This is a genomic window from Cyanobium sp. CH-040 (genome assembly GCF_024346135.1).
Lineage (GTDB): Bacteria > Cyanobacteriota > Cyanobacteriia > PCC-6307 > Cyanobiaceae > NIES-981.
In genome coordinates, this window is sequence record NZ_JAGQCJ010000027.1 from 1 (window position 1) to 6,703 (window position 6,703).

Annotated in this window: 6 protein-coding genes and 1 pseudogene; 3 read left to right on the forward strand and 4 right to left on the reverse strand. The window is 59.8% G+C overall.

Going from position 1 to position 6,703, the window contains the following annotated elements; translation table 11 throughout:
- Positions 1-142: 142 nt before the first annotated feature.
- Entirely contained in the window at positions 143-469 is a 327-nt protein-coding gene (locus KBY90_RS15205) for a nucleotidyltransferase domain-containing protein (RefSeq protein ID WP_396122616.1), read from the forward strand.
- On the opposite strand, the gene KBY90_RS14905 is transcribed toward KBY90_RS15205, so the two are convergent.
- From KBY90_RS14905 to KBY90_RS14915, 3 genes and pseudogenes are all read right to left on the reverse strand, one after another.
- Positions 456-842 carry a type II toxin-antitoxin system death-on-curing family toxin gene (locus KBY90_RS14905; RefSeq protein ID WP_254969449.1) on the reverse strand — a complete coding sequence of 129 codons (387 nt, stop codon included), beginning with the start codon at positions 840-842 and terminating at the stop codon, positions 456-458. The two genes, KBY90_RS15205 and KBY90_RS14905, sit on opposite strands and share 14 nt — an antisense overlap.
- Entirely contained in the window at positions 839-1,033 is a 195-nt protein-coding gene (locus tag KBY90_RS14910; RefSeq protein ID WP_254969450.1) for a DNA-binding protein, read from the reverse strand. The genes KBY90_RS14905 and KBY90_RS14910 overlap by 4 nt, the downstream gene beginning before the upstream one ends.
- Before the next feature lie 51 nt (positions 1,034-1,084).
- Positions 1,085-2,446, reverse strand: a pseudogene (locus KBY90_RS14915) (DUF3427 domain-containing protein); the annotation flags it as partial.
- 413 nt (positions 2,447-2,859) lie between these two features.
- On the opposite strand from KBY90_RS14915, the gene KBY90_RS14920 reads away from it, so the two are divergent.
- Positions 2,860-4,851: a DUF2075 domain-containing protein gene (locus KBY90_RS14920; protein ID WP_254969452.1), complete on the forward strand. Its 1,992-nt coding sequence runs from the start codon at positions 2,860-2,862 to the stop codon at positions 4,849-4,851.
- 190 nt (positions 4,852-5,041) lie between these two features.
- Here the strand turns inward: KBY90_RS14920 and KBY90_RS14925 are convergent, their stop codons facing one another.
- Positions 5,042-6,043, reverse strand: coding sequence for an HIT domain-containing protein (locus KBY90_RS14925; protein ID WP_254969453.1), 1,002 nt, complete (start codon positions 6,041-6,043; stop codon positions 5,042-5,044).
- A 185-nt stretch (positions 6,044-6,228) separates the two neighbouring features.
- Between KBY90_RS14925 and KBY90_RS14930 the strand changes: the two genes are divergently transcribed.
- Positions 6,229-6,435 (forward strand): addiction module protein, encoded by a 207-nt coding sequence (locus tag KBY90_RS14930; protein ID WP_254969454.1) that lies wholly within the window; start codon positions 6,229-6,231, stop codon positions 6,433-6,435.
- The last annotated feature ends 268 nt before the right edge of the window (positions 6,436-6,703 follow it).

Genomic DNA, 6,703 nt, shown 5'->3' on the forward strand with positions numbered 1-6,703 from the left:
CCACGGCCTCCGCCTTCTGCTGCGCCGTGAACCGGCGCCGGGTTCTGGTGGGGTTGGTCATCGATGGACAGTCTGGTGGTCATGGCGTGACCCCTATGGACCTGTCCTCATAATTGGGGGAACCCCATTCACGCGGCAGCTGGTGGAGTGTTACGCCCCCGAGAAGGTCATCCTGTTCGGGTCGCTGTCTCGTGGGGACGGGCGCTGGGATTCGGATGCCGACATCCTGGCGGTGATGCCCTTTGAGGGACGCCACCTAGCCAAGATCCGTGAAATGCGGCGTCGCTGTCAGGCGTACTTTCCCCTGGATCTCCTGGTCCGAAGGCTGGTCGGCCGTTCCGGAGTGGATTGCCAAGGCCGAGGGCGATTGGGAAGCCCCGGAGAACTCCTGAGCTGGCGCCCATCTCTGCTGGGCCGAATGAGGTGGCTGTTGATCTGTCTGCAGAATCACCTCATTACGAGCGCTTAATCATTTTCCGGACCCAATCTGTCAATGCCTGGCGCCCAAGCGCTCCGGAGGCCACGCCCAGAATGGTGGCTTCCGCTGCTTCCGTCGAAGCCGTCAGTTCATACCCGTTAAGCATCAGCATGACTTCCATGGCGGCATGACCGATGCGTTTGTTGCCATCCACAAAGGGATGGTTCCTGATCAATGAAAAACCAAGTGCTGCTGCCTTATCGACGAGAGTGGGATAGAGATCAGTACCCGAGAATGTCTGGCGGGGCTGCGAGAGTGACGCCTCCAGTAAGCCAAGGTCCCGCAATCCTGGCAATCCACCAGAGGTGACGATCAGACGGCGATGCAGCTCCAGAACCTCGCTGAGGCTGAGAAAGCGGATCAAGCCAGGCGCCGGTAGAGCTCCTCATTCTTTGCCAGCACTTGGGAGGCTGCGACTTCAAAGTCAGCGGAGGGCCTGCTCAACAGATCGCGAACGGCGGCTGCCGCCAGATCCTGCTGGGCCACGTTGAGCCGTCCCGCCACCTGAGCGAGAGCACGGGACTGCTCTTCATTGAGATTGATGGCGAGGGCCATGGCACTCCTCCAAGACATTCACTTTAGGAGGGGTTGATGGGGGTTGCCCCCTCAAACCGCCAACCCCATCCCCTGCATCCACCCCGCCGGGATCGGCCGCTCCAGCCGCCAGCGAATCGCCATCGGCCGCTCCCCCTCGTGGCTTTCGTAGCGCGCAAACCCCAGACACCGAAACGGCTCCGTGACACCCCCGGCCCGGCCACCCTCGCGCCGGTGCTCCCGCACAAATAGCAGCACCCGTGAACCTCGCGCCTCGTGGTGGATGTAGCGCTGGCCGGTGGGGGAGGCGGCGGTGGTGGTGCTCTGGCTCTCCCAGTGGAACAGGGACGGGCCGAGGGCCAGGTCGCGGTAGCGGGTGGTGGGGGAGAAGAGGGCCTCGCTCTTGTTGAGGGTCACGAACAGCAGGTCGGTGTGGCTGGGTTCGTGCCAGAGGACGCCTTCGCGGTGAATCCAGGGGGCGTCGTCGCTCAGGATCCCAAAGGCGGCCTCGATTTCGGCGCGGCTGTAGCGGCCGTGGACGCGCAGGGGCACCGGCAGGGCCCAGGGCAGCGGGTGGAGGCGGCGCTCGGTGCGCTCGGCCAGCAGGACCAGCAGCTGGCGCAGTTCCTCGCGCCAGGCGGATGCATGCCAGAGCAGGGCGAGGGCGGCGGGCAGGGGCCGCCAGCGCTTGCCGGTGCCGAACAGCTGGGCGGTGAGCATCAGCCACTGGCGCCGCTCGCGTTCGCCGAGCCGCCCGGGATCGGGGGGTGACGGGGCGGCGAGGGCGGCGGCGGTGGCGCGCAGGCGATCGGGATCGTCGAGGTGGAGCAGGCCGGCGCCGATGGCGCGGGTGAGCGACTCCTCCTGCGGATGGGGGGCAACCGGGAGCCAGCCCAGCTCGCGCCGCAGGCTGGTGAAGCCGGCGCCGCGCACCCCGTAGAAGTCGGCGGGTTCCATGGCCAGGGCCTCCAGCCAGTCCGCCAGGCCGGAGCCGGGGCCGATCACCCCCTCGGAGGCGAGGGCTTGGAGTTCGCGTAGTAGCGGGGCCTTTTGCCTGGGGAGGCTGGCGCGCAGGCTGGCCAGCACCGCCTGCTGGGAGACGCGATCGAGCACCAGACGGCAGCCGGGCGGCAGGAACGGAAAGCCCTGATCGAGCTGGGATTCCAGCTGACGGCGGCTACCGCCGAGCAGGGCGCGGAAGCGCAGATCGAAGCGGAAACGGCGGTGCTGCTGACCGATGAAATCCAACACCGTGAGGCAGCTCTTGCCGGTTTCGGGGCAGAGGCGCAGGCCCCGGCCTAGCTGCTGCAGGAACACCACGGCGCTCTCGGTGGGCCGCAGCAGCAGCACGGTGTCGATGGCGGGGATGTCGAGCCCTTCGTTGAACAGGTCGACCGCGAAGAGGATGCGCAGCTCGCCGATGGCCAGGCGCTGGCGGGGCATAGGCGTCCAGGAGGCCAAGCCGGCTGTCGGCTTCAACTAGCTGGGAGAGGGTCTCGTGGATGGCTTGGTTATAGCGGTCGGGGGGTGGCACCCTGATTGCCCTCGCTTGGTCCGCGGAGCGACAAGCAGGCAGACGTCCAATAGCGTTGTTATGTGGAACTAGATAAGCTGAGCCTAGCCGGTGGGTTCAAGTTCAAAGTTTTCATCTCCTAATGGTTCTGCTTTCGCTAACATTCTTGATGCGGCTCCTACCCACCAGATTATGGGGCTCTGAAACCTTCGCGGATTCTCCTATGCATCAGTTTCGGTCTAGAGCTAAGCATCGATTCCATCCTCGGATCGCCAACGAGATACAGCTTCCCAGTCGTTTTCTTGAGACGGTTTGAAAAGGACACATTCACCTGATGAATCGCTACTTCTTCAGATCCACCCTCTCCCAGTTCGCCACCGCTGACCAAGCTGCCATCCTTGGCCAGATGGCAGTTGCCAACACATTTGATCTCACCCCTCAACAGCGCGACGCCTGGGTTGACCAGATTCAGTTGCTGAAAGCCGGCTTGACCGGCCACGATGGAGACATCTATTTTGAATACTCCATTCCGCGCATGGGCCGCCGTGTGGATGCGATTGTTTTAATCGGTCCAGCAATATTTGTTGTTGAATTCAAAGTGGGCGAGATGACGTTTCAAGCGCAAGACCTGGAACAGGTCATGGACTATGCCCTTGATCTTTCGAATTTCCACGAAGGTAGCCACGACAAATTCGTCTTTCCTGTATTGGTCGCAACAGAAGCGCCCGACACGCAAGTATCTAAGGAGACTCTCCTTGCCAAGGGGCGGCTGTTTAAGCCAATGAAAGTCAATAAGTCGGGTATTTCCAAAGCCATCGAACTGGCCCTGGAGGCAGTACAGGGTCCGGCGTTGGATGGGTTGAAATGGGAGCAGAGTCGGTATAAGCCAACCCCGACAATAATTGAAGCGACACTGGCGCTTTACCGTGGACACTCTGTGGCAGACATCACGAAGAATGACGCTGGCGACAACCTAACTAAGACTGCTGCATCTGTTTCTGAAATCATCCGAGCAACGCGGAGTAAGGGCGATAAAGCAGTCTGCTTTGTTACAGGCGTGCCCGGCGCCGGAAAGACCCTGGTCGGGCTGGATATTGCAACGAGACATATCAATGCCAAAGACGAGCTTTATAGCGTATATCTGTCAGGCAATGGCCCCTTGGTTGCAGTATTGCAGGAAGCTTTGGCACGGGACAAGGTGCGGCGCACCAAAGAGATGGGCGAGAAGATCAGAAAGGGTGAGGCCCAAAGCGAAGTGAAGGCTTTTGTTCAGAATATCCACCACTTCCGCGATGAAGGCTTGCATGATTCTATCAACCCACCCGTTGAGCACGTTGCAATATTCGATGAAGCGCAAAGGGCCTGGACTCGAGATATGACCATTGATTTCATGAAGCGCAAGAAGAATCAACCGAACTTTCATATGTCCGAGCCCGAGTTTCTAATATCTTGTATGAATCGTCATCAGGATTGGGCCGTGATCGTCTGCTTGGTTGGAGGTGGGCAGGAAATCAACACTGGCGAAGCGGGCATCGGGGAGTGGATCGAGTCGGTGAACCGATCATTCCCAGATTGGAAGATCTACGTCTCTGACAAACTCCTAGAAGCGGAATTCGGGGCAGAGAAAACCGAGAAATCATTGGCTCAGCACAGTGCTGTCATCCGTATGCCCGAACTACATTTAAAGACGTCGATACGATCATTTCGTAGTGATAAAGTATCTTCTTTCGTCAAGTTCTTGCTCGATGTTGAAAGCGAACATGCTCGGAATATAGTAAGCGAAATTTCAGATCAATATCCGTTGGTGCTGACTCGCGACATCCAAAAGGCAAAAGCCTGGCTGAAAGAGAAAGCGCATGGTTCAGAAAGATACGGCATAGTTGCATCGTCTAAAGGAGCTCGACTCAGGCCGCTGGCGCTGGATGTGAATGCTAAAGTCAGCCCGGTCCATTGGTTTCTTAATGGCCGTGATGATGTGCGCTCGTCCTTCTTTATGGAGGACGTTGCTACTGAATTTGATGTGCAGGGGCTTGAGCTCGACTGGGCCTGCGTGGCCTGGGATGCTGACTACAGATACGCGGGCAATGGATGGGATACATACGAGTTTCGCGCGGTTCCGAATAGGCAGGCTATGCGTTGGAACAAGATAAGGAAGGATGAGAGGAAGTCATATCTAAAGAACGCCTATCGCGTCCTTTTGACCCGAGCTCGACAAGGCATGGTGGTATTGGTGCCTGAAGGCTCAGAAAGTGATGTGACGCGAAAGCCGGAATACTACGACACCACTTATGAGTATCTTGCGGGACTGGGGATGAAGAGAATATAGACAAGAAATCCGAATCAACTGCTTTTAAGGGGCACACGCGGGAGTGCATAGAAATCACTGAAGTCATTGTCAAGGCATGGTGCTTCTTCGCAGTGGGGAATCTGCAAGGGGTTACGTGGTACAGCTTTAAAGTTTGTTCAGGCGGTCTGCTTTCGGCCGCCGCTCAGCCGAAATAGTAGACAATTGGCTTTCAGTAAAGTTGCTTCTGAGGAATCACCCCCCGAACCCCGCCCCTCGGCAGCTCGCAGTCCCCCTCTCGTCTTGGGATCAGATGCCAGTGCGCGTGAAACACCGTTTGCCCAGCTGTCTCGCCTGAATTCAACCCCACATTCCAGCCGCTGATCGATACGTCCTGGGCGCTGAGCTGCTCCCGTCTCTGCTTCATCAGCTCCACCACAGCGTTCCATTCCGGCTGGTGCAGCGCCATCCCATCAGCGACGTGCCGCCGCGGGATCACCAGGCTGTGGCCCTCGCTCACCGGGTAGGCGTCGGCGATACAGAGTGCCAGCTCGTTCTCCAGCAGCACCCGCCCGGACCCCTCAAACGCGCAGAACACACAGCCTTCCAGCCGCTGTCCATAACTGGCCTGCACACCACGGAAGTCAGTGCGGTCGGTGTCGCGCTTGCCGGCGTTGCAGCGGAAGCAGAGCGCCTGCAGGTTGCTGATGTCGTCCGATCCGCCCTGGTTCCTGGGGATGATGTGGTCCACCTCCAGGGCCCGTTGATGCTCATGGGCGCCGCAGCACTCGCAGCGGCCCCGGGCCCTGGTGAGCACCCGGTACTTCACCGAGCCGCTGATCGGGCTGCGGTGGCGGGAGCGATGCGCAAACACCTCCTCACCCCGTTGCTCGCGGAACCCGTCCAGCCGCTGGCGGCACAGCTGCAGCAGTGCGTCGCGCTCGCTGTCGCTCAGCTCCTCCGCGCCGATCAGGCTGTAGAGCCCATCGCCGTAGCGGGTGATGCCGTTGCCGCTGAGCACGCGCCCCACCATCCGTTTCACCCTCTCGGTGTAGTACTCGATCTGGGTCACGTCCTCCCCCAGGATCCGCCGGGCGATGTCCTGCGCCGGGGCCGGGCTGCGGCGGCCGAGCAGTTCCATGAGCATCAAGGGTTGATAGATGTGGCTCATGCGCATGCGCTTGGCGATGTACTCGCGGAGGCGCTCGTAGGTGGGGGAGGGGTTTGGGTGCATGGGGGCATCCTGCCGCTGTCAGGCCAGTGCCGGTGGGAGATGGGACAGGGGGTGGCACTGGTGAATTGGACAGCAAGCCTCTGAACGTGTGATTTGGATCGTTGTCGAGGCTGCTCAGCTCTACAGTGGCGCGATTGCTCCCTGGGAGGCCTCGGCTGATGGCGGCAGATTTCTCTCTGGCTGAGATGAGTCTGGAAGAGAAGCTCGAGGTGATGGAACTCCTCTGGGCAGATCTCTCCGCTACGCCCGATCAGGTCGACTCCCCCTCCTGGCATCGCGATGAATTAGAGCGACGCCGTGAGCAGGTACGGCAGGATCCTGACCTTTTTCGGCCCTGGAATGCTGCCATCGCTGAGCTGAGATCTGAGCTTCGTGGACATCAGACTTCTTGACGCTGCCAGGGATGATCTCCGCAATGGCTGGATGTTTGATGAGTGCCAGCTCGTTGGCCTTGGTGACCGTTTTCTTGACGCCATTGAAGCCGATGTCCGGTCTTTGACTCTGTACGCAGGCATCCATTCAAAGGTTGACGGTGGGGTTCCCCCGATTTCGTGGACAGGCCTCAGGGGTTCACAAGGGTGAGTGTACGGGCAGCGACGAACTGCTGCTCGTAGTCGATTGGGCTGAGGTAACCGATCGTTGAATGGCGCCGTTCGCGGT